This is a genomic window from Pseudomonadota bacterium, from assembly GCA_030860485.1.
Classification (GTDB): Bacteria; Pseudomonadota; Gammaproteobacteria; order JACCXJ01; family JACCXJ01; genus JACCXJ01.
Genome location: JALZID010000010.1, coordinates 1 through 2,851 on the forward strand (window position 1 = coordinate 1; position 2,851 = coordinate 2,851).

Here is a 2,851-nt window from a genome sequence, read left to right on the forward strand (position 1 = left end):
CGGGAGGGATCAAGAAACTCGTCGTCTAACCCAAAAAACACACTTGTAGTGCCATACGCACTTTTTTGTATCCCTAATCCATTGTACTTCATCATCATTTTTTTGCGAGTGTTAAACCTGGGCTAGCGCTGGGCACAGACGGACGTCAGGAACGCGAGCGCTCCCTGGCCCGCGGCCATTCGCCACCGCACGGTCATGATGCGAGCGCTTCGCCGCGAGGGCCTGGAGCTCTGACGCTCGAGCCTACAGACGACAAGCCGCCGCCGGGTACCAAAAGAGGTCAGCGACGTTGCAGATGCCGATCTTCTGGAAGCGGCCTGACGTGAGCCGTCTTCCATACCGCACAGGCACCGGCCACCTGGATGTCGTGTTGCTCATGTGTTCGACCATTGCTGAGTACCTGACCGCCCTACGGTAATTTATGGGAGGGCCAGTGTCTCACTTACATTTGGCACTGGGGCCGCTTGCGCTTTCCGACGCTTGCCAGGATGATTTCGACCGGCTCCCGCAATCGGTCACCGCCTAAAGTGTCTCGGCGTTCCGAAAAATAGGTTGGACCGGGCGGTCCCGCGATCGGCAGCCGGTGCCGGTGGCACGGCGCGCCACCGCGTGATATAAGGGCGCATCGGCGGCCCTCGCCGCCGACGCGCTGACAGGAGGAACTCCCCATGTGCCACTCGTTCGCCCACCCTGGTGCCGTCGCCCTGTTGGCCGCTGCCGTGCTGGCCTCTCGAGTGCCCCGTCGTCCGCGCAGGCCCCGCCGGCTGCGGGCGCGGTCCTCGCGAGCCAGGACACGAACGTGGCCGGCGTGGTCGGCGAGATCGTCGAGTGCAAGCGCAAGGAGGGCGTGCTCACGATCAAGCTGCGCTTCCGGAACACCGGCGCGCAAGCAGCTTCCTTCTATATGATCGACGGCGGGAACTACGACGCACAGTACGTCACGGCCGGGAGCAAGAAGTACTTTGTGCTGCGCGACAGCGAGAAGGTGCCATTGGCGCCCCAGCCGAACCCGGGCGGGAACATCTCGGTGAGCCTGGCACCGGACGCGACCTGGACCTGGTGGGCGAAGTACCCGGCGCCGCCCGCGGAGGTGAAATCGGTGAGCTATTTCACCTCGGTCGCGCCGCCCTTCGAAGACATCCCAATCACCGATCTTTGAGCGAGGCGACGATGCCGAGCCGTCGGCGCTGCCCGGCGCCGTTCGCCGTGCTGGCGGTCCTCGCGGCCGCGGCGCAGTCGCCCGCGCAGGAGCCGGCCGCAGACGCCGCGCCGGGCAAGGTGCTCGAGATCCAGGGCAGGGTTCTCGACCTCCGGGGCAGGGTCCTCGACATCGTCGGCGTTTCGCTCGGGATGGAGACGACGCTGAAGGAACTCGGGGCGAAGGTGACCGCGCAGGAGATCCGGATCGAGCTCGCCGCCGACGTGCTCTTCGACTTCGACAAGGCCGAGCTGCGGCTCGACGCGCTGGACGCGCTGCGCAAGGTGGCGACGGTGATCGCCTCGACCCCGGGTCCGGTCGTGATCGAAGGCCACACCGACAGCAAGGGCGAGGACGCCTACAACCACACGCTCTCGGAGCGCAGGGCGTCGTCGGTGAAGACCTGGCTCGCCAGGGAGGGCGGCATCGATGCTGCGCGCATCTCGACGCGCGGACTCGGCGAGACGCAGCCGAAAGTACCCAACGCCGCGCCCGACGGCAGCGACGACCCGGCCGGCCGCCAGCAGAACCGGCGCGTGGAGATCACGATCAAGAAGCCGGGCTAGAGCGCCTGAGAGCGTGCGCATGGCTCGCGCCTTCGACGCACCGCCGATCCGGCGGGCCGTCTTTGTGCCACGCAATCCTGCTCCGCGCAAAGCCCAATGCGCCCAGCCGTGGCCGCCCGCTCGGCGAGCCTGTCGTCCACCGGACGACAGGCTCGTCCGCCTCGCCCTTCAAGCCGGCTCGACGTAGTGCCAGCTACGCCCGCGGTCTTTCAGTCGGTGCGGCCCGCCAGACCGGCGCCTCGGCGGCCTCGCGACGGGCGGTGGTGAGAAATCCGGGCTGACGCCGCCCAGTTGACTTGCCCCGGGTGAAGTGATAGACGGTAGCCCGGCGGCTGGAAGCGCAGGGCGCTCGGGCGCTCGAGATTTTCTATCACTTTTGGCCATCACTGTCGGAGGGGATCGGATATGAGGACCCGTTTAATTTTCGTGCTCCCGGGTGTCGAAGCGGCGCGGGAGATCGAGAGGGAGTTGTTGTTGGCCCGCATCGAGGACCGGCACATGCATTTCATGGCCAAACGCGGGACCGATCTGGGAGACCTCCCGGAGGCCTCCGTCGCCGAGAAGAGTGACTTCAAACACGGGATCTGGACCGGCCTGGTCTTCGGCGGCGCGCTCGGCGCGGTCTTCGGTTTCGTGATCTCGCTTGTTCCCCCGATGGATTCGGCACTCGGGCTGGGCGCGGTCCTCTTGTTCGCGCTGCTCGGGGCGAGCTTCGGTATCTGGGTCTCGAGCATGATCGCGTCGAGCGTCCCGAACACCGAGCTCAGGGGCTACGACGAGGCCCTGGACGCCGGCAAGGTGCTCCTCATGGTCGACGTCCCCCATGACCGCGTCGAGGAAATCAGCGACCTCGTGGGCGCGAGACACCCCGATGTCCTGGCCGGTACCGATCCCCGGATGCCGGCGTTCCCGTTCCCTTAGCCGCCCGCTACCCCCGGCCCTATCCGGTTCACCGGGGCGGATGAGCCGGGTTCACTCGTCGGTGACGCAGCCTTCCGAGGCGGTCTTTACGTTCTTGATGTATTTATACAGGGTACCGCGGGTCGCCTTGTAGGGCGGCGGCACCCACTCGGCGCGCCGGCGCGCC

3 protein-coding genes are annotated in these 2,851 nt (G+C 66.6%); all 3 read left to right on the top strand.

Annotated features, from left to right (window positions below; translation table 11 throughout):
- Positions 1–799: 799 nt before the first annotated feature.
- The 3 genes from M3461_00305 to M3461_00315 all read left to right on the top strand — a co-directional run bounded on the left by M3461_00305 (position 800) and on the right by M3461_00315 (position 2,685).
- Positions 800–1,159: a hypothetical protein gene (locus tag M3461_00305; protein MDQ3772931.1), complete on the top strand. Its 360-nt coding sequence runs from the start codon at positions 800–802 to the stop codon at positions 1,157–1,159.
- Positions 1,156–1,764 (top strand): OmpA family protein, encoded by a 609-nt coding sequence (locus M3461_00310; GenBank protein MDQ3772932.1) that lies wholly within the window; start codon positions 1,156–1,158, stop codon positions 1,762–1,764. Before M3461_00305 ends, M3461_00310 begins: the two co-directional genes overlap by 4 nt.
- Before the next feature lie 405 nt (positions 1,765–2,169).
- Complete coding sequence (locus M3461_00315; GenBank protein MDQ3772933.1) at positions 2,170–2,685, top strand: DUF1269 domain-containing protein; 516 nt, start codon at positions 2,170–2,172, stop codon at positions 2,683–2,685.
- Positions 2,686–2,851 lie beyond the last annotated feature (166 nt).